Source organism: Pseudomonas sp. NBRC 111133, from assembly GCF_001320605.1.
GTDB classification, from domain to species: Bacteria; Pseudomonadota; Gammaproteobacteria; order Pseudomonadales; family Pseudomonadaceae; genus Aquipseudomonas; species Aquipseudomonas monteilii.
In genome coordinates, this window is the sequence record NZ_BCBJ01000002.1 from 33528 (window position 1) to 57541 (window position 24014).

26 protein-coding genes and 2 pseudogenes are annotated in these 24014 nt (G+C 62.8%); 9 read left to right on the forward strand and 19 right to left on the reverse strand.

The window, feature by feature from the left end; translation table 11 throughout:
• Positions 1-9 precede the first annotated feature (9 nt).
• The gene (locus APH36_RS01365) at positions 10-741 is read right to left on the reverse strand and encodes an SDR family oxidoreductase (RefSeq protein WP_060497164.1); all 732 of its coding nucleotides are present in this window, start codon (positions 739-741) and stop codon (positions 10-12) included.
• Between the two features lie 122 nt (positions 742-863).
• Here APH36_RS01365 and APH36_RS01370 point away from each other — a divergent pair, with 122 nt between their 5' ends.
• Positions 864-1631, forward strand: coding sequence for a LysR family transcriptional regulator (locus APH36_RS01370; RefSeq protein WP_060497165.1), 768 nt, complete (start codon positions 864-866; stop codon positions 1629-1631).
• 16 nt (positions 1632-1647) lie between these two features.
• Here the strand turns inward: APH36_RS01370 and APH36_RS01375 are convergent, their stop codons facing one another.
• The 7 genes from APH36_RS01375 to APH36_RS01405 all read right to left on the reverse strand — a co-directional run bounded on the left by APH36_RS01375 (position 1648) and on the right by APH36_RS01405 (position 7406).
• Complete coding sequence (locus APH36_RS01375) at positions 1648-3060, reverse strand: MFS transporter (RefSeq protein ID WP_060497166.1); 1413 nt, start codon at positions 3058-3060, stop codon at positions 1648-1650.
• Positions 3061-3126: 66 nt separating this feature from the next.
• Entirely contained in the window at positions 3127-3564 is a 438-nt protein-coding gene (gene aroQ, locus APH36_RS01380) for a type II 3-dehydroquinate dehydratase (RefSeq protein WP_060497167.1), read from the reverse strand.
• Positions 3565-3567: 3 nt separating this feature from the next.
• A complete protein-coding gene (gene aroE / locus APH36_RS01385) occupies positions 3568-4386 on the reverse strand; it encodes a shikimate dehydrogenase (RefSeq protein ID WP_060497168.1) in 819 nt (272 codons plus the stop codon).
• Positions 4383-5615 (reverse strand): CaiB/BaiF CoA-transferase family protein, encoded by a 1233-nt coding sequence (locus tag APH36_RS01390; protein WP_060497169.1) that lies wholly within the window; start codon positions 5613-5615, stop codon positions 4383-4385. The genes aroE and APH36_RS01390 overlap by 4 nt, the downstream gene beginning before the upstream one ends.
• The gene (locus tag APH36_RS01395; protein WP_060497170.1) at positions 5612-6067 is read right to left on the reverse strand and encodes a MaoC family dehydratase; all 456 of its coding nucleotides are present in this window, start codon (positions 6065-6067) and stop codon (positions 5612-5614) included. Before APH36_RS01395 ends, APH36_RS01390 begins: the two co-directional genes overlap by 4 nt.
• Complete coding sequence (locus APH36_RS01400) at positions 6064-6462, reverse strand: VOC family protein (RefSeq protein WP_016714609.1); 399 nt, start codon at positions 6460-6462, stop codon at positions 6064-6066. Before APH36_RS01400 ends, APH36_RS01395 begins: the two co-directional genes overlap by 4 nt.
• Positions 6459-7406 (reverse strand): ketopantoate reductase family protein, encoded by a 948-nt coding sequence (locus tag APH36_RS01405; protein ID WP_060497171.1) that lies wholly within the window; start codon positions 7404-7406, stop codon positions 6459-6461. Before APH36_RS01405 ends, APH36_RS01400 begins: the two co-directional genes overlap by 4 nt.
• A 93-nt stretch (positions 7407-7499) precedes the next feature.
• Between APH36_RS01405 and APH36_RS01410 the strand changes: the two genes are divergently transcribed.
• Positions 7500-8408 carry a LysR family transcriptional regulator gene (locus APH36_RS01410; protein WP_060497172.1) on the forward strand — a complete coding sequence of 303 codons (909 nt, stop codon included), beginning with the start codon at positions 7500-7502 and terminating at the stop codon, positions 8406-8408.
• 13 nt (positions 8409-8421) lie between these two features.
• Here the strand turns inward: APH36_RS01410 and APH36_RS01415 are convergent, their stop codons facing one another.
• Positions 8422-8913, reverse strand: coding sequence for a GNAT family N-acetyltransferase (locus APH36_RS01415; protein ID WP_060497173.1), 492 nt, complete (start codon positions 8911-8913; stop codon positions 8422-8424).
• A gap of 163 nt (positions 8914-9076) precedes the next feature.
• On the opposite strand from APH36_RS01415, the gene APH36_RS01420 reads away from it, so the two are divergent.
• Together APH36_RS01420 and APH36_RS01425 are read left to right on the forward strand one after the other, a co-directional pair.
• A complete protein-coding gene (locus tag APH36_RS01420; protein ID WP_060497174.1) occupies positions 9077-9667 on the forward strand; it encodes a biliverdin-producing heme oxygenase in 591 nt (196 codons plus the stop codon).
• A 211-nt stretch (positions 9668-9878) separates the two neighbouring features.
• Positions 9879-10229 (forward strand): hypothetical protein, encoded by a 351-nt coding sequence (locus tag APH36_RS01425; RefSeq protein ID WP_060497175.1) that lies wholly within the window; start codon positions 9879-9881, stop codon positions 10227-10229.
• Between the two features lie 171 nt (positions 10230-10400).
• On the opposite strand, the gene APH36_RS30460 is transcribed toward APH36_RS01425, so the two are convergent.
• Positions 10401-10559, reverse strand: coding sequence for a DUF2986 domain-containing protein (locus tag APH36_RS30460; RefSeq protein WP_082426317.1), 159 nt, complete (start codon positions 10557-10559; stop codon positions 10401-10403).
• Positions 10560-10717: 158 nt separating this feature from the next.
• On the opposite strand from APH36_RS30460, the gene APH36_RS01430 reads away from it, so the two are divergent.
• On the forward strand, positions 10718-12472 hold the full coding sequence (locus tag APH36_RS01430) for a phosphoethanolamine transferase CptA (RefSeq protein ID WP_082426318.1): 1755 nt from the start codon (positions 10718-10720) through the stop codon (positions 12470-12472).
• Positions 12473-12717: 245 nt separating this feature from the next.
• Here APH36_RS01430 and APH36_RS01435 read toward each other — a convergent pair whose 3' ends face one another.
• From APH36_RS01435 to APH36_RS01455, 5 genes and pseudogenes are all read right to left on the reverse strand, one after another.
• Positions 12718-13254: a membrane integrity-associated transporter subunit PqiC gene (locus tag APH36_RS01435; RefSeq protein WP_060497177.1), complete on the reverse strand. Its 537-nt coding sequence runs from the start codon at positions 13252-13254 to the stop codon at positions 12718-12720.
• Between the two features lie 11 nt (positions 13255-13265).
• Entirely contained in the window at positions 13266-14906 is a 1641-nt protein-coding gene (locus APH36_RS01440) for an intermembrane transport protein PqiB (protein ID WP_060497178.1), read from the reverse strand.
• On the reverse strand, positions 14906-15535 hold the full coding sequence (locus tag APH36_RS01445; RefSeq protein ID WP_060497179.1) for a paraquat-inducible protein A: 630 nt from the start codon (positions 15533-15535) through the stop codon (positions 14906-14908). Before APH36_RS01445 ends, APH36_RS01440 begins: the two co-directional genes overlap by 1 nt.
• The gene (locus APH36_RS01450; protein ID WP_060497180.1) at positions 15532-16128 is read right to left on the reverse strand and encodes a paraquat-inducible protein A; all 597 of its coding nucleotides are present in this window, start codon (positions 16126-16128) and stop codon (positions 15532-15534) included. Before APH36_RS01450 ends, APH36_RS01445 begins: the two co-directional genes overlap by 4 nt.
• A gap of 134 nt (positions 16129-16262) precedes the next feature.
• Positions 16263-17611: pseudogene (locus tag APH36_RS01455) on the reverse strand (hypothetical protein).
• Between the two features lie 92 nt (positions 17612-17703).
• Here APH36_RS01455 and APH36_RS01460 point away from each other — a divergent pair.
• Positions 17704-17967: pseudogene (locus APH36_RS01460) on the forward strand (hypothetical protein); the annotation flags it as partial.
• A 49-nt stretch (positions 17968-18016) separates the two neighbouring features.
• On the opposite strand, the gene APH36_RS01465 reads toward APH36_RS01460, so the two are convergent.
• On the reverse strand, positions 18017-18922 hold the full coding sequence (locus tag APH36_RS01465) for a LysR family transcriptional regulator (RefSeq protein WP_013972086.1): 906 nt from the start codon (positions 18920-18922) through the stop codon (positions 18017-18019).
• Positions 18923-19069: 147 nt separating this feature from the next.
• A complete protein-coding gene (locus APH36_RS01470; RefSeq protein WP_060497181.1) occupies positions 19070-19255 on the reverse strand; it encodes a hypothetical protein in 186 nt (61 codons plus the stop codon).
• A gap of 146 nt (positions 19256-19401) precedes the next feature.
• Here APH36_RS01470 and APH36_RS01475 point away from each other — a divergent pair, with 146 nt between their 5' ends.
• Together APH36_RS01475 and APH36_RS01480 are read left to right on the forward strand one after the other, a co-directional pair.
• A complete protein-coding gene (locus APH36_RS01475; protein ID WP_060497182.1) occupies positions 19402-19788 on the forward strand; it encodes a VOC family protein in 387 nt (128 codons plus the stop codon).
• Between the two features lie 35 nt (positions 19789-19823).
• Positions 19824-20393 (forward strand): hypothetical protein, encoded by a 570-nt coding sequence (locus APH36_RS01480; RefSeq protein WP_060497183.1) that lies wholly within the window; start codon positions 19824-19826, stop codon positions 20391-20393.
• 128 nt (positions 20394-20521) lie between these two features.
• On the opposite strand, the gene APH36_RS01485 is transcribed toward APH36_RS01480, so the two are convergent.
• On the reverse strand, positions 20522-22201 hold the full coding sequence (locus tag APH36_RS01485) for an MFS transporter (protein WP_060497184.1): 1680 nt from the start codon (positions 22199-22201) through the stop codon (positions 20522-20524).
• Between the two features lie 193 nt (positions 22202-22394).
• Here APH36_RS01485 and APH36_RS01490 point away from each other — a divergent pair, with 193 nt between their 5' ends.
• Entirely contained in the window at positions 22395-23081 is a 687-nt protein-coding gene (locus APH36_RS01490; RefSeq protein WP_060497185.1) for a helix-turn-helix domain-containing protein, read from the forward strand.
• Here the strand turns inward: APH36_RS01490 and APH36_RS01495 are convergent.
• Positions 23064-23945 (reverse strand): sterol desaturase family protein, encoded by an 882-nt coding sequence (locus APH36_RS01495; protein WP_060497186.1) that lies wholly within the window; start codon positions 23943-23945, stop codon positions 23064-23066. The genes APH36_RS01490 and APH36_RS01495 overlap by 18 nt on opposite strands.
• Positions 23946-24014 lie beyond the last annotated feature (69 nt).

A 24014-nucleotide genomic window follows, 5' to 3' on the forward strand; every position in this document is an offset into this window, starting at 1 on the left:
CGTTACCCGTCACGCCTGCTGGCGGGTAGCGCACACCACGATTTCCCGAATGCACACCGATTGAGGCTGGCCGTAGGCAAAGCCGATGGTCTCGGCAATGGTCTCGGCCGTGAGTACCCCGCCCATTTCCTGCTTCCAGTCGTTGTAGCCGGCCTTGATGGCATCATCGGTCGTGTGGCTGAGCAGCTCGGTATCGACCGCGCCTGGCTCGATGGTGATCACCCGCACGTTGCTCGGCGCCAGTTCTTCACGCAGGTTTTCCGAAAGGCCAGTGACGGCGAACTTGGTACCGACGTAGGCGACATGGTTGGGGAATGCCTTGCGACCGGCCACGGAGCTGACGTTGATGAGGGTGCCGTGCTTGCGCTCGACCATACCGCTGGCCACGGCATGGATGCCGTTGAGCAGCCCACGCACGTTGACGTCGAGCATGCGGTCCCACTGCTCCGGGTCCTGGGTGGTGATGTTGCCCAACAGCATCACCCCCGCATTGTTGATGATCGCGTCTACCGGCCCAAAGCGCGTTTCGGCTTCGGCGACGGCGGCCTGCACCGCAGTGCGGTCGGTGATATCAACCGACAGTGCCAGCGTGTTTGGCAACTGCAGTTGCTGCATCGGCGCCAGGCGACGCGAAAGCAGCAGCAAGGCGTGGCCACGGCTGGACAGTAGCCTGGCGGTGGCCAGGCCGATGCCGGAGCTGGCGCCGGTAATGACTACCAAGGGTTTATGGGTGTTGGTCATGGTCACCATCCTGTTATCCGATTTGCCTATGGGTAAGAAGTAGAGCCAGTATAGAAACCTGTTTTTCTTGCGAAAAATGGGAAATTCCTTTCACAGCCATCGGCATCACTTATGGGTACCCTATGGACTATCGCCAGCTTCGTGCCTTCATCGCCGTGTTCGAAGAGCGCAACATCACCGCCGCCGCGCGCTCGATTCACCTTAGCCAACCGGCGCTTTCCGGCAGCATCAAGGCACTGGAAGAAGCGCTGGGCACCACGCTGTTCGTTCGCCAGGCCCGCGGCGTTGAGGTAACAGAGGATGCCCGGGCGCTGTACCCCGAGGCGCAGCGCATGGTCGCCGATGCCAACCGCCTGCTTGGGCGCTTCAAAGGGGATCGTGAACGCACGCCGTTGCAGATCGGTGTCGAGCAGGATGTGAGCGCGGCGGTGCTGGGCAAGGTGGTGCTGGCAGCGGCAGCCCTCCAGCCTCCGGTGCGCCTGCAACTGGTGACCGGCTGCATGGGCGCAGTGCGGCTCGCCAGCGAGGAACTGCGTTGTGAGGATGAACTGTTTCTGCCGCTGCACAGCGACCGGTTCGTCCTGGCGACCGCACCGCAGGCCCCCACCAAGGCCCAGTGGATCACCTGCCCTGCACAGCCCAGCCATCAGCGCCTGCAACCGTTTTACAGCGGCACGCCTGTGGCAGAGGCCGATAGCTTTGCCCTGGCCCTGGAGCTGGTCGCCGCAGGCCTGGGCACCGCGATCGTGCCGGAGTCACTGGCGGCCGAGCACCGTGGCGTACACAGCGAGCCTATGCCACAACTGGACCTGCGCCGACGCATCGGCCTGTGCTACTCGGCCCAGGCGCTGGCGCTCGACGGTGTCATCCAGCTGCGTGATGCCTTGTAGCCGGACCCTTCAACGATCAAGTGCGCAGCACGTGCTCCCCGGCGTTGCTCGGCAAGCGGATGGCATCCACCAACGCGACACAGGCGATCAATGCAACGCCGATCAACGCCCAGTGAAAGTCGCTGACTGACATCTCACTCTCGCCCCCCCGCACCATCATCGCTACGCGTAGCAGCAGCGCCACCACCGCCACCCCCAAGGCCATCGCCAGCTGGAAGCACATGCTGAACAACGTCGAAGCCTCGCCCATCTGCTGCTTGGGCACTTCGGCAAAGCCGACAGCGTTGTAGGTGGTGAATTGCATCGAGCGCGAAAGCCCGCCCACGAACAGCACCACCGCCATCCAGTACCACGGCATGTCTGGCTGCAAGCCCAGGCAAGCCAGAATGCATCCAACGCCAATCACGCCATTGACCAGCAACACCCGGCGAAAGCCATAACGGCGCAGCAAGCGGGTGGTGAACGGCTTCATCGCCAGGTTGCCCGCGAAGATCGCCAGCACCAGCAGCCCGGCATCCACTGGCGACAGGCCAAAACCGATCTGCAACAGCAGAGGGATCAAAAACGGCAAGGCGCTGATCGACAGGCGGAACAAGGTACCGCCCACGATGCTGACCCTGAACGTGGGGATAGCCAAGGTCTCCAGTGGCAACAGCGGTGCAGGATGGCGCTTGCAGTGACGGATCGCCAACCCGCTCAACCCCCCACCCAGCAACACCAGCGTCAGCCCGCCCTCCAGGCTGCCCCCCGCCAGTGAACCAAGCATTTCCAGGCCGACCAGCCACGCCGCACAAGCCGAAGCCAGAAACACGAAGCCCAGCATGTCGAAACGGCGCGTTTCATCTAAACGGGCATTCGGAACCAGTAACCAGGCCGCCGCGATCGCCACCAACCCGAGGGGGATGTTCAGGTAGAAGATCCAGGGCCACGACCAATGGGTGACGATCAGGCCACCGAGCGGTGGCCCCAGGACTGGTGCCACCAGCCCGGGCCAGGTGATCACCGCAAGCATTTTCACCAGGTCTTTCTTTTCGGTGGTACGCAGCACCACCAGCCGGCCTACCGGCACCATCAAGGCACCGCCAATACCCTGTAATACCCGCGCGGCGATGAAGGTTTGCAGGTTGGTGGCCATCCCACACAGCAGCGACGCCACGGTAAACAGGCCAATGGCCCCGGCGAACACCTGTCGCGCGCCGAAGCGGTCGGCCACCCAGCCGCTCAGCGGAATGAACACCGCCACCGCCAGCAGATAGGCACTGATGCCGATGTTCAGGCTGACCGCATTTTCGCCGAAATCACTGGCCATCTGCGGCAGCGCCGTGGCAATGACAGTGGCGTCGAGGTTTTCCATGAAGAAGGTGATGGCGACCAGCAAGGCGATGCAGGTGGCTTGGCGCGAGGTATAGGGGGCTGCCGGATTGGCCAAGGTACGCGTCCTTCTGGTTGGCAATGAATCCATGGGGCCGTGAGCGGCCCCTGTGGGAGCCGGGACCTAGAGCATGCGCATGACTGCACGCAACGCCAGCAGGTAAGTCTCGACACCAAACCCGCAGATCTGCCCACGCACCACCTCGGCAAACACCGAATGGTGCCGAAACGGTTCCCTAGCATGGATGTTCGACATATGCACTTCAACCACCGGCACCTCAAGAATGGCCAGTGCATCACGAATACCGTAGCTGTAATGCGTCCACGCCCCGGCATTGATCAGCACTGCATCCACCCGGTCGTCAAAGGCCCGATGGATACGCTCGCACAGGGCACCTTCGAAGTTGCTCTGGAAGCTCTCGACCCTTGCCCCCAGCTCCGCGCCCAGCGCCTCCAAGGCCTGGTCGATATCGGCCAGGGTTGCCGTGCCATACTGGCGCGGGTCGCGCTTGCCAAACATGTTGTGGTTGATACCGTGCAGCATCAGGACATTGGCAACCATGGCTTATTCCAGCGCAATCGTCAGGCGGTCGATCACGGCACGGGTTTCAGGCCGTACGCCTCGCCACCAGGCAAACGCCTCTGCGGCCTGCTCGACCAGCATACCCACGCCATCCGCCAGGCGTGCCACACCGGCCTCGCGCGCCAGGCGCAGGAACGGCGTGAGGCCTTTGCCGTAGGCCAGTTCATACGCCAGTCGCGCGTCGCCCAGCACCCCGCCAGGCAGCGGCGGCAGTTCACCGACAAGGCTGGCGGAAGTGGCGTTGACCACAATGTCGAAGGTTTGCCCTTCCAGCGCTTCGTAACGGCTGATACGCAGCCTTGGGTGATCCAGTTCGTTACGCAGTGCCAAGGCCTTGGTCATGTCGCGGTTTGCAATCACCAGCTCGCTGGGCTGCGCGTGCAAGAACGGCAATAGCGCGCCGCGCACTGCACCACCGGCGCCAAGCATCAGCACGCGGCGGTTGCGCAGCGGCTCACCGAGGTTGGCTTCGATATCGCGCAGCAAGCCGATGCCGTCGAAGTTTTCAGCTGTGATATGGCCATCCTCGAACTTCAGCGCATTGGCGGCCCGGGCCAACTGCGCGCGCTCGCTGCGCCGGTCGGCCAGCTCGAAGGCACGCAGTTTGAACGGGGCGGTGATGTTCATGCCCAGCCCACCGTCAGTGCGAAACTGCAACACCTGGGCCTCAAAACCGTCCAGCGAGCCTTCAATAGCCCCGTATTCCAGTTGCTGGCCGCAGGCCTGAGCGAACAGGCCATGAATCAACGGTGACTTGGTGTGGTTGATCGGTCGGCCGATCACTGCGTAGCGGTCGCTCATCGTGTATCTCCGTGGGTAAACAACACACCGTCTGCCTGCAGGGCGGTGATTTCTTCAGGGCTGAAGCCAAGCGCTGCGGCCACTTCGGCGTTGTGCTGGCCGAGGTCCGGGGCTACCTGATGGATCGTGGTGTCACAGTCGGAAAACCGGAACGGCAGATTGGGCAGGCGCAGGGTACCGTAGCGAGGGTGCAGCTGTTCGATGACCATGTTGCGCGCCTGGATTTGCGGGTCGGCCAACACCTCATCGATACGCTGTACCTTGGCACTGGGAATGTCGACGGTGTCGAGCAAGGCAAGGATCTCCGCCACCGAGCGCGCACCCGCCCATTCACGCACCACCGCCAGAATCGCCTCGCGGTGGGCATTGCGGCCATTCAGGTCGTGGTAGCGGTTATCGCTGCCAAAACCTGCCGGGCCGCCGTTGGCTTCGAGCATGGCGGCGAAGCGCCGCCAGGCATCATCGACCTGGGCTGCAATCACCAGATCGCCATCAGCGGCGCGGAACACGCCGTACAAGGTAGACGTGGGCATGTCGTGGCCGGTCTGCTCGGGCAGCACGGTGCCATCGGACAGCGTGTAGCACTGCACGGCGTACTCGTGCATCGACACCAAGGTGTCGTACAGCGCCATGTCAATGTGCTGGCCGCGCCCACTGCTCACGCGCCCCAACAGTGCCGCGTTGATCGCTGCTACGGCGTGAATACCGGTGTACATGTCGCCCAGCGAAATGCGCAGCAATGGCGGCGCCTCACCCGGCACACCGACCATCTGCATGATCCCGCTCTTGGCCTCGGCAATCAGCCCGAAACCGGCGCGGTGGGCATCCGGCCCGGTGTGGCCATAGGCGGAGATCGAGCAGTACACCAGGCGCGGGTTACGCACCGACAGCTCGGCATAGCCCAGCCCCAGCTTGTCCAGCGCGCCGGGGCGGTAGTTTTCAATGAATACATCGGCCGAGTCGGCCAGGCGCTGCATGAAGGCTTTTCCGCGTGGGTCCTTCATGTTCACGCTGACGCCCTGCTTGCCCATGTTCATCTGCAGGAAGTAGCCGCTCTGCTGATCATCCAGGGTAAAGGCGTGCTGGCGGCCAGCATCGCCGCTGCCCGGCCGCTCGACTTTGATCACTTCAGCGCCCAGCGCCGCCAGGCAGCGCCCCACATAGGGCCCGGCAAGGAAGTGGCTGTAATCGATGACGCGGATACCCGCCAATGGCAATGCCTGGCTCATGCCTGCCCCCTCCGTGGCACCATCAACCGGTGCTCGCCGCGCTGCACCACCTGGCCATGCTGGTTGACCAGCTCTGACGGCAGTACCACGATGCCCCAGCCTGGCCGGCTGTTGCTCGGCCGCATCGCCCCCACCCGCATGCGTACATGCAACACATCGTTGACCTTGATCGGCAACACGAAATCCCAGGTCCAGCCCAGCGACATGCCCGGCAAGAAGCGGTACTCGCACTGGGTCTTCAGGCCATCGGCGATCGACAGCCCGAACAGACCGTGCGCAACCAGGCAGCCGAAGTGGCTGGCGTTGGCGTAGGCCTCGTCAACGTGCACCGGGGTGTGATCACCCGTGAGATCGGCGTAGGCCAGGATGCGCTCACGGGTTACGGTATAGGTGGGGCTGATGCACTCATCGCCTTCGCGGGCATCATCCCAGTACCTTTCCACCACGCTCATGCCTGCACCTGCGCACGCGGGTCGATGGCCAGTGCCTGGGCAACACACTTCGCCGGCAACGCCTGAATGAACTCCACCGCCAGACCGTCCGGCAAGCGCAGCCAGTTGCGGCCCTGGGGCATTTCGCTGACGCCATAGCGTTGGGCGGCTGCCAGGACGCTCTCCAGGTCTTCGCACATGATGCCCAGGTGTGCCATGCGCCCCTCAGGGCCGGCAAAGTCGGGCTGGTGAATGAACTGCAGGCCGCCCAGCGTCCAGTACTGCGCCGGTTGCTCGACGCTGCCCTGCACCTCACGCATGGTCATGCCACACACTTCGCTGAAAAAACGGATATGCCACTGGATGTCCTGCACCCAGAACGCCACGTGTTCAAGGTAGGCTTTTGGCTGGCTCATGGGTTGTCCCTTTTCTGATGATCGGCCATCGCGCGTTCGATGCCCTTGATACAGGCCACCAACGTGGCGTTTACCGGTGTGGCGACGCCGTGGCGCTGGCCCCAGCGCACGACAGCGCCATTGATGAAGTCGATTTCGGTGAACGAGCCTTTTTCCAGGCTTTGCAGCATCGAGGTGCGGAAGCTCGATGGCAGGCCCTCGGCGGCCAAGGCCCACGCGGCGTCGGGGCTGGTCAGGCTCAGGCTTATATCGGCACGCTCGGCCACCGCAATCGCCTCGGCCACCGCCGCTTTGGCAGTGCTGGCCAGCAGCGGCTCGCTGTACAACTGGCCGTAGCTGAGCTTGGTGATACCGCTGAGTGCGCCCGTGGCGACATTGACCAACAGCTTGTCCCACATGGTACCGAGGATGTTGTCACTGACCGTGGTGGCCAGCCCGGCAGCGTTGAAGGCCTCGGCGATGGCCTGGACACGCGCTGAAAGCTGCCCGTCGAGTTCACCGATGTAAGTGTGTTTGCCCGCCACACCAGCGCGAATCGAACCGGGTGCAAGTAGCACGCCGCCCACATAGGTCTTACCCGCCAGCACCCGTTCCCGTCCGACCACCTCAGCCAGAATGTCCTCGTGCCCCAAGCCGTTCTGCAGCGACAGCACCAGCGTCTGCGGCCCCAGCAGCGCGGTGGCCCCGGCCATCGCTTCGGCGGTGTGGAATGACTTCACCAGCACCACGACCAGCTCGGCCACACCCACGTCGTTGGCATCAGTGGTGGCGTTGACGCGCACCTGGCGCTCACCGCGCTCATCCTGCACCTGCAACCCGTGCAGGTTCATCGCTTCGACATGCTCGCGGCCACGGTTTAGTAGCCAGGTTTCATGCCCGGCCTCGCTCAGCGCCGCACCAATGGCGCAGCCCAAGGCGCCGGCACCCAGAATGCAGACTTTCAAATCGCAGACCTCCTGTGGTTTGCGATTACCTTATGCAGCGGGCTTTATTCGCGCTATACAATGACCGCAATATGCTGATTGAGATTTACAATAATGCCTGCTGCCGACGCCCTGCCCGAGCCCAAGCTGCTGCAATTGTTCGATGTGCTCTACCACTGCCGTAGCGTTACGCGTGCCGCCGAACAGCTGGGCCAGAGCCAGCCGACCATCAGCATCTGGCTGGCCCGCCTGCGCCAGCAACTGAACGACCCTCTGTTCGTGCGCACCCCCGGCGGCATGGCCCCTACCCCGCGCGCCGACCAGTTGATCGGGCCTTGCCGCGAAGTCCTTGAGTCGCTGCGCAGGCTCACCGCCTGGGAGCCGCAGTTCATCCCCGCCACGGCACAACGGCGCTTTCGCCTGTGTGTCAGCGATGCCAGCCATATCACCCTGCTGCCAAGCATCCTCAACCACCTGCGCACGCATGCGCCGGGCATCCGCCTGGAGGCTGTGCGCATCGATGGCAATAGTGAAAGCGCGCTGGAGTCGGGTGAGGCCGACCTCGCCATCGGCTTTGTCCCTTGGCTGGGTGGCGGGATGTACCAGCAGGTCCTGTTCGAACAGGACTGGGTATGTTTGAGCAACCGCCAGCACCCGCGGCTGGAAGGCGGCATGAACCTGGCCCGCTACCACGCTGAGGGCCATGTGCAGATCAGCGCGGGGACCGGCCAGAAGTTGCTGGAAGCGGGGCTGGCGCGCGCCAGCATCGAACGTCGCATCGTGCTGGAGCTACCCGCGTTTCTCGGGCTGGGGATGATCGTCGGCACTACGGACCTGGTCGCAACCCTGCCTCGGCACATCGGGCAGACGCTAGCCGATATGCATGACCTGCAAGTGCACGACTGCCCGTTTGCAGTTGAGGGTTTCACGGTGAAGCAACACTGGCACGCTCGCTACCACCAGGACAGTGGCAACCGCTGGCTGAGGGAGGTGATCCACAACCTGTTCGGCCGCCCGGCCTGAAGCACGTCCTCGCTTACAGGCCCATGATCATCTCGTGCCAGGCCATGCCGCCATGGTCCGACGGTGACGGCTTCACATACCGGTAGCCCAGCTTCTGGTACAGGGCCACATGCTGCTCTTTGCACATCAGGTGAATGGTCTGCTTGCCCGACGCTTTCATACGGGCGATGAATGCTTCCATCAGCCGTTTGGCGTAGCCTTTGCCCTGATGTGCCGGGTCCACCACCACCGACATGATCACCACGTTCGGTGCTACCGGGTCGTGGCCGACCAGTTCCTTGAAGTTTTCATCAGACATGACAACTTCGTGGGCGCAGCCGCTGTTGATGAAACCGACGATCTCACCCGCGTTTTCCAGAATGAGAAAACCCTGTGGGTACTGTGCGATGCGGGTGCGGATCTTCTCCAGGGTGGCCGCCTCATCCCCTTCATAGGCGCCGATTTCAATGGCGTAGCAGCGCTCGGCGTCTGCGGCGGTGGGGGTGCGGAACTGGGGAGTACTCATGGCTGATTCCTTGGAAACGTGAAAGCGTCTGCCATGGTAAATCAGGCGTGTGTTCTGGCGATATCGGGCCACCACCCTCGGCCAAGCCAGCCACGTGGTGCTTGATGCTGGCCAAGGATGGCAAGCATGATGGGCGTATACCCCTCACACCACGGATACGCCTATGACCGCTGCACCCTCCCCCCTCGTGGAGCCCGGCCGCTGCAAACGCTTGAAAGCAGCCAGCAGTAGGGACCATGACAGCGTCGATCAACTGGTGATGGCGGCACGCCCTTTCGAAAACCGCGAGCGCTATGGCCGCTTCCTGCAGGTACAGCACCGCTTTCACGGCAGCCTGTTGACGTTGTACAACGATGCGCAGCTCAACCAGCACCTGCCGGGGCTGGTTGGGCTGTCGCGCTTCGCTGCGGTCGAAACCGACCTGCGTGATCTCGGCCTGCCATTGCCCACGCACCCTCAACAAGTCTGCGTCGACCCAGTCGAGGCCCTGGGCTGGCTATATTGCAGCGAAGGTTCGAATCTGGGTGCGGCGTTTCTGTTCAAGCAAACCCAGCGCCTGGGGCTCGATGGCGACCAAGGCGCCCGCCACCTGGCGCCACACCCGGACGGCCGGGCGCTGCATTGGCGCGAGTTCGTTGCCCGGCTCGACGGCCTGGTGCTGGACGAGCAGGACGAAGCCGCAGTGGTCGCTGGCGCGATTGCCGCGTTCGACAGTTACCGGGCGCACCTGCGAGAGGTGTTCGCAGAAGAATGACTGGGTGCCTATCAACGGCCGCCGCCGGGTGATAGGCCATCGAAGTTCTACAAGTTGTTGCTGCAGCGAACTTTTTCTTGATTGCGTGTCTATGAGGGAGGCACAGAAAGGTAGCGTAACGTGAGACACGCCGCGCCCCCACCTGCTGGCCAGATGGCTCAATTGTTATCAGAGGTTGGCTTCGCTCATGAAAATACATGTCGCAAGGTTGATGCTGCTCGGCCTGTTCTCGTTCGCGGCAATGGGTTCGGCATCGGCAACACAAATGAAAGCCCCGGTGGCCCAGGCCCCCGCCGTTCAGTCACCGTTGCAGCCTGCCGGCAACCCTTGGTCGAGCGTGGCGTCCATGGCCGTCGAACAGCCGGCCACGCTGTTGGCGCATGATGACGACCGCTGGCATGACCACAGAAGCGACTGGCGCCGTGAGCAATGGCGGCGCGAGCAAGCCCGACGGGACTGGGAGCGGCGGCGGGACTGGGAACGCCGCCGTGACTGGGAGCGCCGCCATGAGCGGGCAATGCACCAGCGTCACTATGACGACCACCGCTACTACCGCCGCTGACCGGCGAGCCCCGGCAGGCGCCTCTCTACCCTGTGGGAGCGGGCTTGCCCGCGAAGAAGACGACGCGGTGTATGGCACCGGCTTCGCCGGTGTTCGCGGGCAAGCACGCTCTCACAGGATCGCTGCTTAATCAGAGCTTTATGCATTGATCCATGGCAGGCGTTTCTGGCATCAGCTCTCAGTAAGGTTAGCGGCATCCCCCGCTGCCTCGGCTTCCATCTTCAAACGGTCAGCCTTGCAAATGTATTTGGGCTTGCGCGGTGCCAGCTTGGCACTGGCCTTTTTGGCATGCGCCTGCAATAGCTGCTTGATCTTCTTACGACGGTTCATATCCACAGGGCCTGTCAGTACGTTTTAGCGGCTGCCATCATACCCGTGCGGCCTGCGCATTTCGCCACGTTGACGTTATTTTCACAGCCCACAGATTAGCGTCACACCCTTTCTGGCCGCAGCAATCCTGCTGGCTACCAAGGTACGACGAGGCATACGTGTCACACACTACATCCCCCGCCGCGCACAAGCGCGTGGACTGGGCCGGCCTGGGCTGGCTTTTGCTGTTCTTCTGGTACTTTTCCGGTGTAACCCAGGCGTTGCTGCTGTTCAGCGGAACGACCGGGTTTGCCGGTTTTCGTGATGCGCTCTTCCTCAGTAGCCTGTGGCTGGCCCCGGTGCTGCTGGTGCCGCGCTTCACCCGCGCGACTGCAGCGGTCATCGGCTTGGTGCTGTGGGGGGCATCGCTGGTGGGTTTGAGCTACTTCGGCATCTATCGCCAGGAGTTCTCGCAAAGCGTGATCTTCGTAATGTTCGAGTCCAACACCGCCGAAGCCGGTGAGTACTTCAGCCAGTACTTCAGCATCTGGCTGGGCCTGGCATTGCTGCTGTACACGCTGGTGGCGGTGCTGCTGTGGAAACGCGTACGCCCGGTCAGCCTGCCCCTGCGCAGCCGCCTGCCGGTGGTCGCCTTGTTGCTGGTAGCCAACCTTGTGTACCCGTTCTACAAGCAGATGGTCACCCAGGAGCGCAATTTCGCCGATGCCGCCGAGAAGGTGCAGCAGCGCATGGAACCCGCCGTGCCCTGGCAGTTGCTGGTCGGCTACCGGCAGTACCGCCAGCAACTGGACAACATGCAGGAACTGCTGGCCCAGAACGCCGCATTGCCGCCGCTGCAAAACCTGCGTGACAGCAGCGGAACGGCGCCCCGCACCCTGGTGCTGGTACTGGGCGAGTCCACCACCCGCGAGCACATGCACCTGTACGGGTATAACCGCGACACCACGCCCAACCTCGACGCCCTGGCCGCCAGCGACAAAGGCCTGACGGTGTTTCGCGATGTGGTATCGCCACGCCCGTACACCATCGAAGTGATGCAGCAGATACTCACCTTCGGCGATGAGCAGAACCCGGACCGCTTCCTCACCGACCCGTCGCTGATCAACCTGATGAAACAGGCAGGCTACAAGACCTTCTGGATCACCAACCAGCAGACCATGACCAAGCGCAACACCATGCTCACCACCTTCTCGCAGCAGACGGACGCGCCGGTGTACCTGAACAACCAGCGCAACCAGAATGCCAGCCAGTACGATGACGTGGTGCTGGCGCCGTTCGAGAAGGCCCTGCAGGACCCTGCACCGAACAAGTTCATCATCGTGCACCTGCTGGGCACGCACATGGACTACCGCTACCGCTACCCGGACGACTACACGCACTTCACCGACAACCAGGGTGTGCCAGGCAAACTGACGCCGGACCAGGTCAAAACCTACAACTTCTACGACAATGCGGTGCGTTACAACGACTACGTGGTCTCGAGCCTGATCAAGCGCTACTCGGCCGGTAACCCCAATGGCTTCCTGGTGTACCTGTCCGACCACGGTGAAGACGTTTACAGCTCCGGCGACCACGACCGCCTCGGGCGCAACGAGGGCGCGCCGACCCGGCCGATGTACACCATTCCGTTCCTGCTGTGGACCTCGCCCAGCTGGCAGGCCGAGCACCCTCGTGACTTGCAGGCGATGGCCAACCGCCCGTACAGCAGCTCGCACCTGATTCATACCCTGTCCGACCTGGCCGGGCTGAGCTATGACCGCTTCGAGCCGGCCAAGAGCCTGGTAAGCCCGCAGTTCGTGGCAACACAGCGCTGGATCGGCGACCCCTACCGCAAGGATGGCTTGCGCGAGTTCGACCACCTGCCGCTGGACAAGCCTGAGCAGGCACAGGAAACAGCCAGCACCCGGCAGTAAGCCGACACCTGCAGGAGCAGCCTTGTGCTGCTCCTGCAGGGTTTGCGATATCCCGTCCGCTTCGTGCTCGCCGGGCAGATCGGTTTCATCGTTGGTGTGTCGCTGTTGCGATGCACGGTGTATTCCTGCTGGCCGGGCTGATCACCAGCGTGGCCTTTGCACTGTCCTGGCTGCTGCGCGAAGTGCCGCTGCGCCGCGCCACACAGTCCTGAAGCCAGGATGCCAGCGCGCCGCCCGCGTGGGACTCATACCGATGCAGCGCAACTGCCTTTCCGGGCACTCCCCCGCACCGCCTCGGCCAGCTTGCGCAGGTTGGCCTGGTGCGCATTCACCAGGCTGGTGATGCTGTTGTCCGCGGCCGTCTGCACCGACGTGCGGCAGGTCAGTTCGGCCTGCCCTGCCTGCTTCAGGCGCCACACGGCCTCCAGCGAGGCATAGCGCCCCGGCACCGTATCGAAGCGCTGCACATCCACCCGCAGTGCCGCCTTGCTGCCTGCCGCCGGCCCGCCCAACTGGTCCTGCAAGGCGCTGCGAAATTCATCCACCAGGTTGGCGCCCCACCATTCCGTTTCAAGAATGGCCAGGCCGCTCTGGCCCTGCCGCACCACCAGTTGCGGGCGGTCCACCTGCGGCGGCACCACCACCCGGGTCACCTGGATGCGCTGCCCGCTGTCGCGCACCGGCTCGCTCGCCATCAGCGTGTGGTAGTTGTTCGGCGTACTGCTGCAGCCCCCGAGCCACACCAGCAGGCTGGCCACACACACATTGCGCAGTCGTTGCATCGGCTGTCTCCTCAGGGTTCAAGCGCTTCGGCGCCGGCCGCCTTTGGCCGCCCGCGAATCAGCGACTCGGGGTGCCGGCCCAGGTAATCGGCGAGGTCACGCAGCGAACGCGACATGCGCTCCAGCTCATCCAGTGTTTCGCCCATCCGCTCGCGCTGTGGCGAACCTTCGGAAATGGCCGAGTTGGCCGTGCGCAGGGTCTTGTGCACTTCATCGAGCGCGACCTTCACGTCCGGCAGCGTCTGGCCATTGAACTGTTTGAGGCTGGCGCGCAATTCTCGAAGGCTGCCGTCCAGGTTGCCGGCGATGCTTTCCAGCGGCAGCTTGGCAATGCGCTCGACCACCCGCTGCAACTGCTCCTGCAACTGTTCCAGGCTACCCGGCAGTGTGGGGATGGTGATGGGGTTGGCGGCCATGTCGAAGGCGACCTTGGGGGCATCCGGGTAGAAATCCAGGGAAATGAACATCTGCCCGGTGATCAGGTTGCCGCTGCGCGCCTGGGCCCGCAGGCCATGTTCGACGAAGGTGCCGATCAACCGCCTGGCCCCATCCATATCGCCCTCGGCGTGCTTGAACACCGACAGCATCTTGCGGTGCACCGGCCCCAGCCGTTGCGGGTAGATCACCGCATCGACCACCACCGGAAAGCTCTGGCGGGCGGCATCGTAGTCAAGCTGGACCGAGGTAACCCGGCCAAACTCCACGCCCTTGAACTCCACCGGCGCACCCACCGAAAGGCCGCGCATGGCCTGGTCGAAGCGCAAACGCAAATACTGCGCCTGGCCATTAGGGGGTGCCAACGCGGTGTCGCGGTCGGCAAACAGCTGGAAGCGGGCCTGGTCGGCAGCAGCCTCGGCCTGGGGGGAAAAATCAGGCGAGCCGAAAGCCAGCCCACCCACCAGGATCGATGACAGCGATTCGGTATCCACCTTCAGGCCGTTGGCGCCAATCTGCATGTCGATGCCGCTGGCGTTCCAGAAGCGGCTATCCGTGGTGACGAAGCTGTCATAGGGTGCCTGCACGAACACGCCAATCTCTACCCCCTTGCCATCGTCCTGCAGGGCAAACGACACCACCTCACCCACTGGAATCTTGCGGTAGTAGATCGATGAGCCCACGTCCAGCGAGCCAAGGTCGCTGGCAGTCAGGGTAAAACGCTTGCCCTTTTCGTCGAATGTGATCGGGGGCGGCAGTTCAAGGCCGACAAAGGCCTTTTCCGGCACGTTCGACTCGCCGGAGTCAGCCCCGATGAAACTGCCCGAAAGCAGCGTGTCCACCCCGGACACCCCACCCACGCCGATGCGCGGGCGCACCACCCAGAAGCGCGCGCCCTGTGTGGCGAACGAACGGGCATCGTCCGACAACTGCACCTTGGCCACCACGCTCTTCCTGTCGTCGGCCAGTTCCACCGTGGTCACTTCACCAATCACCACGCTGCGGTACTTCACCTGGGTCTTGTGCGCCACCAGCCCTTCCCCTGTGTGGAAGGAAATGGCAATGACCGGCCCTTGCTGCATCCAGTTGCGCACCACCAGCGAAGCGCCGATCAGGATGGCCAGTATCGGCACGATCCACACCAGCGATACGCTCCAGCGTCGGGTGCGCACTTCAACCTGCCCCACCCCCTCACGTTCGTCAGTCTGTTGCCCCATCAGTGCGGCCTCCCCTCGTTGGCATGGCTATCCCAGATCAGGCGTGGATCGAAGCTCATTGCAGACAACATGGTCAGCACCACCACCATGCCGAAAAACAGGATGCCCACCCGTGGCTCGATGGTGCCCAGCCCGCGCAACTGCACCAGTGCCGCCACCAGCGCCACCACCATGACATCGAGCATCGACCAGTAGCCGATCAGCTCGACGAAGCGGTACAGCTGCGACCGTTGCCGGCAGGCCCAGGTGGAACCACGCTGGGCGGTATACAGCAGCAGGCCGAGCGAAAAGAACTTGATGGCAGGCACACCCACGCTGGCAATGAAGATGATCAGTGCGATGTCCCAGGCCCCCGCCTCCCAGAACTCCAGCACCCCACCGCCGATGGTGCTTTCACTGCCACTGCCGAGCATTTCGGTGTGCATGACAGGCAGCAGGTTCGCCGGGATGTAAAACACCAGCGCGGCCAGCAGAAACGCCCAGCCGCGGCTGATGGCATTGGCCTTGCGCCGATGGATGGCAGCGCCACAGCGGTTGCACGTTTGCGCGCCGCTGCTCAGGTCACACGCCTGGCCGCAGCCATGGCACAGGCACAGGCCGAGGTCGTCAGCGCTGGCCGGGGCAGTCATACCTGCTCCCATAAATCGCGGATGTCCTTGCCGGCGATATGAATGATCAGCATGCTCAGCGCGGCCAGGGCCAGCAAACCGATGCCCGGGATCACATCGAGCAACCCGGCCAGCTTGATCACCGCCACCATCGCCCCCAGCAGGCACACCTCCAGCATGCTCCAGGGCCGCAGGCTCTCCAGCCCGCGCATGCACAAGGCAAAGCCGGGGGCACGCTGACCAGCCAGGGCAAAGCTCAGCACCCAGCACAACACGGCAATCTGCAGCACCGGCGCAACGATGATCGACAGCGCCATGACCAGGGCGATGAAGGTAATACTGCCGTGGCTGAGGATCTGCACCGAGTCCCACAACGTCGCCGAATGGGTAAGCCCCTGCATGCCGATGGTCATCACCGGGTAGGCATTGGCGAACACCAGCAGGATGCCACCGGTCACACTCAGTGCCAGCCTCTGCTGAAGGGTCAAGGACGTATGCCGGTACAGCACGCCGCCACACCGCTGGCACAGGGCGCGCTGATGCTTGCGCAGCGTCGCACGGTGATACACCGTGTCGCAGTACTCGCAAATGATCAGACCTTGGGGCTGGGTCATGTTGGCTCCCACGGGTAGGCCTGCAGGGCACAGCTACGTCAGCAAGCCTAGACGGGAAAACCGTAATGCGTTCGGTGCATGCGCACCTTGTCGTGAAACCTCCGGGCACGTGCTACCCGGAGGTTTGCACAGGGTTACTCCAGCAACTGTTCCAGGCTCGGGTCACGTATCACACGCTGCACCGGCTGCTGCTGCGCGGCGCTACCCGGGGTGGCCATCTTCAACTTCATGCTGGCAACTTTGGCGCAGGCATTCCTGCCGTCCGCATAGATACCGCTCATGTCGCACTTCCACTGGTAGAAGTTAACCATGCCACCGGACATCTGCAGGCTGTAGTCGGTACTTTGCGTACCCGGGGTGAAGGCATGCCCTGCCGGTATGTTCTGGAACCACTTCATCCACTCGTCCGAACCCGGAGATGGCGGGTTGGACTGGAACAGCGGATTCATGATCGCCACTTGCGGCGCCTCGGCGGTGGCATGGCAGCTCAGGCAGGAGCTGTTGGGGTTGTCCACCGGCCCGTTGAGGCGGCCGTTCCACCCCAGGTGGGTGGGCGGCAGCTCTCGGGTATTGGCGTTGATGGCCGTCTGTTGCAGCGCCTTGTTGATCCGGGTCTGGGTGGGCTCAGGGTTGGTGTGGTCATTACCGGTGACCTGCGGGTCGTTGCCCCACATGACACCCACCGGTACTAGGTTGTCCCAGCTGGCTTTGCCGCTCATGGCCCCGTTGTACTGGAACGTACCGAAAATCCACCCGGTTTCGGCAATGCGCGTGTCGCGCACGGCAACGTCCATCTGGATCAGCGCCACGTCCTTGAGCTTGCGGTTGGCCGAGGTGAACGTGTCCGTGATATAGCCCTGCCACAGTACCGGGTTGGCCAGGAACGGCACCATGCTGCGGTCGATGTCGGCGAACAGCGCCTTGCACACCACCGTACCGTTGGTAAAGCTGTTGGGTTGGGCGGTATGGCTGGGGTCCGGGTTGTTCGGGTCTTTCCAGACTTGCCCAAGGGTGTAGGCGCCAATGTCGTTGTAGATACCCACGGCATAGGTCTGGCCGGTCGCTGTCTGCGTGCTGGCCAGTTGCTTGACCTGGATCTGCGCCTCCTTGGTCAGCCCGTGTATGCCCTCACGCCCCAGCGGCCCGTAATGCTGCCAGGGCATGTGGTACCACTGCCGAATCCTGTTGTGCTGCACATACCAGTCAGCCTCGACGTTACCCTCCAGGCAATAGCGCTTCGCCGCCTCCATGTACGGGCGCCATGTCTCGAAGTTGTTGTCGCGCTTGTCAGGCAGCTTTGCAAAGAACGCCGGCACGCCATTGGGTGGTGACGTCGGGTAGCTTTGGCTGAGGGAAATGTCGGCCCTTTGTAGCTGTCGGGTGGTGCATAGCCATAGTCCGGATAGGTACCGGCCTGGGCAGCGAGGCTGAACAGCGTGGCCGTCATGGCCAGTGTGGCGAGTGTTCCATGGGGCTGGTTCATCGATGATCTCCTTGATCGGCTGCACACCTGGTATCGTGCCGGGCATTTATCCACGGCGGATACAGAGACTCCTTTATTGTTTTCAGGTACGCGGCGCGGCTGCCGGTGCAGTGGGCGCGCAAGTGCGCGGCAACCAGCATGAAGCGTTGTATGACCGGGCCAGTGACGATGCCAAGCAGCAATACCGGCAAAACCGCGCTGGCGAAGTGGCTGCCGCCGGTGCCGCAGTCGGTGGCATGCGTCAGCGTCAGGATCGGTGCCAGGACAGGCGCGACCAGGACGAAGCAAAAACCCAGGCCCATGCCAGTGCCTACAGCGGCTGCCTGCAAGGCCGCGGCTATCAGGTCAATCCTTGACCACCCTGGCACGTCATGCCGTTGAATCAGGCGGCATGGCGTGCCGGCCTCAGAACTTCGCCAGCTCTTCCCTACAGAACTCCACGAATAGCTGTGCAGGCTTGGTCAGCTGCACCCGCTTCAACCACGCCGCCGCCAACCCTGACAGCGCCACCGGCTCGGCAATGTCCAGCATGGCCAGGCGCTGGCCGTCGTAGGTGTATTCCGAATGCGGACGTGTCACCAGCAGCGAAAAGCCAAAGCCCTGTCCGACCATGCCACGCACCATCTCGATCGACGGCGAGCTGAAAACGATGTTCGGCGTCAGCCCCATCTCGTTGAACAGGCTGACGAAGTAGGTGCGGCTGGGGGCTACGTCCAGCAGAATCATCGGCTCCGGGCACAGGTCGCGCAGCGAGACCTGGGCCTGGCCGGCAAAACGGTGGTTTTCCGGCAGCAGCACATAGGGCTTTTGCGGCGGCATCAGCGGCTCGGCTTCGATGGTACCGTCCAGGTCGTGATCGTAGAGAAATGCCAGGTCGAAGGTGCCGGCCGTCAGGCCCTGGATCAGGTCCTGCTGCTCGCCGTCGCGCAGCCGGATATCCACGCCCGGGTAACGCTGACGAAAGCCGGCAATCAGCCGCGGCAGGTACAACGGTGCCACGGTTTCGAAGCAGCCGATGTCGATCTGCCCGGCCACGGTGTCGTTGTCGGCCAGGGCGTTCTGCTCAAACTCATGGGCCATCTGCAGCAGCGACTTGGTCTTGGCGTAGAAGCGCTTGCCACTGGGCGTCAGCGACACACCCTGGGCATGGTGACGGATGAACAGCTGCACACCAAAACTTTCCTCCAGGCTTTTGATGGCCGTGGAGATGGACGGCTGGGCGATGTACAGCTGGCGCGAAGCCTCGGCAACGCTGCCGGCCTCCACGGTGGTGACGAAGTACTTGAGTTGTCGCAGGGTATAGGCAGCCACGGGTACCTCTTTGGTGCCCGATGGGCACGCAGGGATCATGGCTGACACTTTAACCCTGGGCGCTGGCGAATGGGGGCTGGGTGATAAAGGATTTACCTATGGCTTGAGCAGGTTTTTTGAGGGGGGCCACCTGAAGCCCCCACCGGATCACTCGAAGTCTATATTCGCCATCGCACAGTCATCCCCAACAAGTTTGTACCCTGATTCACATGGCATCCCCACGACAGGGGCCACGCCACGCTTGCGCCTGGAGAGTTTCACTTCAGACTCCACATGTTCCAGCGTCTGTTGTTCAGCGTTACCTGGCAATTCGGCTTTCGGTTCATCTTGCATGTACGTTACTCCTGGGTTGGGTGAACTTGCCAGATAGACTCTATCGTCCGCTCACCCGGTACCCCATCTGGAAACCCGGCCACTGGCCAATAATCTCTGAACGTCTTTACTGATACCCAACGGCCTCAGCGATACGGAGTGCGCCAATGAAGATCGTGGTTACCAGCATTTTCGTCGACGACCAGGCCAAGGCCCTGGCCTTCTATCACTATGTACTCGGTTTCGAGCCCAAGCATGACATCCCCATGGGCCGGCACCGCTGGCTGACCCTCACTTCGCCCAACGACCCCAACGGTGTCGAGCTGCTGTTGGAACCCGACGCGCACCCGGCGTCCAAGGTGTACAAGGCCGCGCTGAAGCAAGACGGCATTCCTGCCACTTCGTTCGGCGTGCGCGATATCCAGGCCGAATACACCCGGCTGTGCGCGGCGGGCGTGCAGTTTACCCAGACCCCCACCGACATGGGCCCCGTCACGGTGGCCGTGTTCGATGACACGTGTGGCAACCTGATCCAGATTGCCCAGAAGCACTGATAATCCACCCTCACGCGCAACAACAAGGAAAACAGATGCGCCACGAATTCAGCGAAGTGCTCAACGACCTGGTCGATTACTTTCTGCTTGGCGATATCCAGCTGCTCGAACGCTTCAAACAGGAACATGAGCTGCCCGACGACCTTGCCTATGCATTCACCCATGACGACAGTGGCGACCAGGCCGTACGCGAAGGCATCGTGCTGCCGCTGGCCGGGGTCGACAACCTGCCTTATCGCATCCTCTTCACCCTCGATGGCTACACCCCGGTCCTGCGCGAACCCGGCAGCCGCCTGAAGCACCGGCGCAATGGCTACGTGCTGCGGGTGGAGCACGGTGCGCTGATGCTGTACACCTGGCGCATCCTGCAGCATTTCACGCCCAAGACCTTGGGCGACCTGATGGCTCGCTACCAGGTGCCGGGGCGGCCGATCATCGAGCTGGACAATGGCTGGTATGACGTGGAGGTGCTGGCGGGGGCACTGGTGCGGGACGGTGTGTACGAGCCGGCGTTCGAGTTTGTTTTGAAGAAGCGCTGGAGTCGGGGTCAGGCTGCTGATGTGGATACCGGATATGCCTTTGGCTTGCGTGGCTATTTCGATTGATTGATAGCCTGTTCCGGCCCTTTCACGGGCAAGCCCGCTCCCACAGGTACAGCCCAGGACTTGAAAGCTGTACTGTACCTGTGTGCGGGCTTGCCCGCGAAAGGGCCCGCGCAGGCGACCCATTAATCTCAGGTATGGCTGATATCCCGATCCTTGGTCTCTGGCATGAAGAAGATCCCCAGTACCGCCGTCATCACGGCAATCACGATCGGGTACCACAAGCCGTAATAGATATCCCCGGTCGCCGCCACCATGGCAAACGCAACCGTCGGCAGGAAGCCGCCGAACCAACCGTTGCCGATGTGGTAAGGCAGCGACATCGAGGTGTAGCGGATACGCGCCGGGAACAGCTCTACCAGCCAGGCGGCAATCGGGCCGTAGACCATGGTCACGTAGATCACCAGAAGGGTCAGCAGCAACAGCACCATCGGGTAGTGGATCTTCGCCGGGTCAGCCTTTTCCGGGTAGCCCGCCTCTTTCAATGCACCACTCAAGGTTGCCGTAAACGCCTCGCTCTGCACTTTGAAGTCCGCTGCGGCCATGCTCCTGCCTTCAAAGCTCGGCAGTAACCGCTCACCAATACGGATCTGCGCCACGCTGCCAGGTTCGGCCGCCTCGTTGGTGTAGGGAATGGCGCGCTTGGCCAGCAGGCTCTTGGCGATGTCGCAGGAACTGGTGAATCTGGCCTTGCCCACCGGGTCGAACTGGAACGCGCACTGGCCAGGGTCTGCCACCACCACCACCGGGTTCTGCTCCTGGGCAACGAACACGTCCGGGTTGCCGTATTCGGTCAGCGCCTTGAAGATCGGGAAATAAGTCAGCGCAGCGATAATGCAGCCGGCCATGATGATCTTCTTGCGGCCAATGCGGTCAGACAAGCTGCCGAAGAAGATGAAGAACGGCGTGCCGATCAGCAGCGAGCCGGCAATCAGCAGGTTGGCCGTCTGTGGCTCGATCTTGAGCATCTGCAACAGGAAGAACAGCGCATAGAATTGCCCGGTGTACCACACCACGGCCTGGCCAGCAGTGCCGCCCAACAACGCCATGATCACCACCTTGAGGTTGTCCCAACGGGCGAACGACTCCGTCAGAGGTGCCTTGGAGGCTTTGCCTTCGGCCTTCATCTTCATGAACACCGGTGACTCGTTGAGCTGCATGCGGATGTACACCGAAATCGCCAGCAGCAGGATCGACAGCAGGAATGGCACCCGCCAGCCCCAGGCCTCGAAGGCCTCGGTCCCCATGGCCGTGCGGCACGCCATGATTACCAGCAGCGACAGAAACAGCCCCAAGGTGGCTGTGGTCTGGATCCAGGCGGTGAAAAAGCCGCGCCGCCCCTTCGGTGCATGCTCGGCCACGTAGGTGGCCGCGCCGCCGTACTCGCCACCCAGTGCCAGGCCCTGCAGCAGGCGCAGGGTGATCAGGATGATCGGCGCGGCCACACCGATTGCGGCGTAGCCAGGTAGCAGGCCGACGACAGCGGTGGACAGGCCCATGATCACGATGGTAATGAGGAAGGTGTACTTGCGCCCGATCATGTCGCCCAGGCGGCCGAATACGATGGCACCGAATGGCCGTACGGCGAACCCGGCAGCAAAGGCGAGCAAGGCGAAGATGAACGAGGTGGTTTCATTGACCCCGGCAAAGAAGTGCTTGGCGATGATCGCCGCCAGGGAACCGTACAGGTAGAAGTCGTACCATTCGAACACCGTGCCCAGGGAAGAGGCGAAGATGACCTTGCGCTCCTCCCGGGAGATACCGCGTTGGGGCGCGCTACTGCCCGTGGATGTGCTGTCGAAAACCGCCATGGGTTGCCTCCGTCATGTCTTCATGCAGGCCGGAGCACCTCACAACCACTTCACCGTCGCACCCAGGCCCTGGGGCTTGCTTTGGTTGCGCGAAGCACGACGAGGCAGGCCGCCTCGGATCGCAGCAAGGTAACTGAAGCATAATCGGGTTTGGCGGGATATCCACCCGCCTGGCCGCACTGCGGAGGGCAGCATGAACAATACGGCTACACCGGGCTGGCTAGGCGATATCTGGTTGGCTGACGATCACTGCCTGCTGCTTTCTACACTCGGCACGACCGACCGTCATGTGCACTACGCGCATCAGGTGCTTGTCGGCCTCGGCGCCGATATCGAGGTGCGCGTGGGCGAGCAGATCTGCAGCGGCCCGCAGGTGCTGATTGCCTCGCAGCAACCTCATGCCATCCTCAGTCATGGCTTACCGTGCCTTACCCTGTTCGCCGAGCCGCTGGCATTCGACCTGGCAGAACTTGCCTTGGCCTGCGAGCACGCGGGCAACCGTGCAGAACACCTGGCAGAAAGCCTTGGGCATTGGCCGCGCCGCCGGCTCGACCCCCGCCTGGGAAAAGCCCTGCAGCGCATCCGCGCGCTCGATGAGCAAGCCTTGCCGGCCCGGGAACTGGCCAGTACCGCGACGCTGTCGATCAGCCAGCTGGAGCGCCTGTTCAGCGGTTCACTGAAGCTGTCGGTGCGGCGGCTGGTGTTGTGGCAGCGCTTGCGTGTGGCCATGCAAAGGGCGCTGAGCGGCGCCAGCCTGACCGAAGCGGCATTGGCGGCAGGGTTTGCCGACTCGGCCCACTTCACCCGCAGCGTTCGCCGGCAGTTCGGCCTCAGCCCCCGGGCCGCCTTGTGCGGATTGCGTCTACGTACGGTCGGCTAACGCCTGACACAACCCCGCTGGCAATACCGCAGGTGAATGAGCATCGCCGTTCACCCACGGCTCGCGCAATTGCGCCAGGTAGGCCTGCGGATAGTCGGGCCGATCCCCGATGCCCATGTCGTCGTCCGCGAGCGCATAGCCTGGCAGGTACAGGACCGTGCCAAGCAGCCGGTCCCAGAGCGGAAAGAACAGCGCGAAGTTGACGTCGCCAGTGCTGCCGTACTTCAGGTGATGCAGGCGATGCACCGGCGCCCAGGCGAACACATGGCGCAAGCCGCCAATGCGCATGTCCACGTTGCTGTGTTGCAGCAACAGCTGGATAGACACACTGAACGCCAGCAGCGATGCCACCTCGACGGGCAAGCCAAGCAGCAACAACGGCAAGGTGCCGCCCAGGGTTTCGAGCAACTGGTGTAGAGGATGCTTCATCAGGCCGTTGAAACCGTACAGGCGCGTGACACTGTGGTGCACCGCATGCAGCCGCCACAGCAGCGGGCTGCGGTGGCTGGCGTAATGCACCAGGGTGATGCCCAGATCGGCCAGCGCAATGGCTAGCAGCAACTGCAGGGCCAACGGCCAGTGATCAGGCCAAAGCCCCGTACCCGGGAGCCAGGTGGCAAGCAGCGGAGTGGTCGCCACGCTGCAGAGGGTCAGGCATTCATTGACCAGCGCATGGCAAAGGTCACGTCGCCCCTCGCCTTGTACCTGATTCCAGACAACCTTGAAGGGGATGAGCCGTTCGCAGATAAATGACAGCAACACGGCACTGGCCAGCAGGGGCAGTAGCCACAACGGCTGGGCTGCCAGTGACAGTGCGGCGGCAATGAAGCCAAAGAAGAACAGTGGGGCATACAGGGTGCGCATGGGCGACTCCAGTCAGTCAGGAGCCGCCAGTGTTAGGCCTTAGGCAAGGTGGGCGCTTGAAAGAACGGC